The organism is Magnetospirillum fulvum MGU-K5 (assembly GCF_000442515.1).
Taxonomy (GTDB): Bacteria; Pseudomonadota; Alphaproteobacteria; order Rhodospirillales; family Magnetospirillaceae; genus Phaeospirillum; species Phaeospirillum fulvum_B.
On sequence record NZ_AQPH01000161.1, the window covers coordinates 1 to 830 of the forward strand.

The 830-nt window shown below is 59.2% G+C and carries 1 protein-coding gene; it reads right to left on the reverse strand.

Going from position 1 to position 830, the window contains the following annotated elements:
- Positions 1–750, reverse strand: a protein-coding gene (locus K678_RS18425) for an IS5 family transposase (RefSeq protein ID WP_155804603.1) whose coding sequence is annotated in 2 segments (ribosomal slippage) — positions 1–435 and positions 435–750 — 751 coding nt annotated over the 2 segments. Because the reading frame shifts where the segments join, the coding sequence is not laid out codon by codon here. This gene is flagged as partial in the annotation.
- Between the last annotated feature and the right edge of the window lie 80 nt (positions 751–830).

The window sequence follows — 830 nt, forward strand, 5'->3', positions numbered from 1 at the left end:
ACCAGAGTCGGCAGGCAATGATTTTGACGGCGGCGATGAAGTTGCGCTGGTCCTTGTCATACCGAGTGGCGATCCCCCTGAACTGCTTGATACTGTTGAAGAAGCGTTCGACGAGGTTGCGCTGTCGGTAGACCCAGGACGAGAAGACGAAGGAGCCCTTGCGGTTGGACCGGGGCGGGATGTTGGCCCAGGCGGTCCTGTCGACGGCCAAGGCGCGAATGGCGTTGCTGTCGTAGCCCTTGTCGGCGAGGAGGATCGCGCCATCGCTCAGCCTCTCCAGCAGGCTTTCGGCTTCGACGCTGTCGTGGACCTGACCGCCAGTCAGCCGGACATCAATCAGACGGCCGTCTGCATCGACGAGCGCGTGGATTTTGCTGGTGAGGCCCCCACGGGAACGTCCCATGCCACCATCGTCGAGATCCCCTTTTTTCCCGTGGCTCCGTGCTGGTGAACGCGGACACAGGTCGAGTCGATCATCACGATGTCGCCGTCATAGGCTTTTGAAACGTCTTCCAAAAGCCGGTCCCACACCCCCGCCTTCCGCCAACGGACGAAGCGGTTGTAGCAGGTCGTCGCCGGTCCGTACCGTTCGGGAATTTCCGCCCATGGCGATCCAGTTCGGAACCGCCACAGGATACCGTTCAGAACCTTCCGGTCATCCACACGCGGCACACCCCGCGACTTGTTCGGCAACAGGGGCTGGATGATCGACCATTCGTAGTCGGTCAATTCGTAGCGACGGCGGGTCATCAAAGGCTCCAAAAAATTTGAAGCCTTTGAATCATAAAAAGGAATCCCTGGGAATCCCCTTTATGAGTTTACGCCCTAAA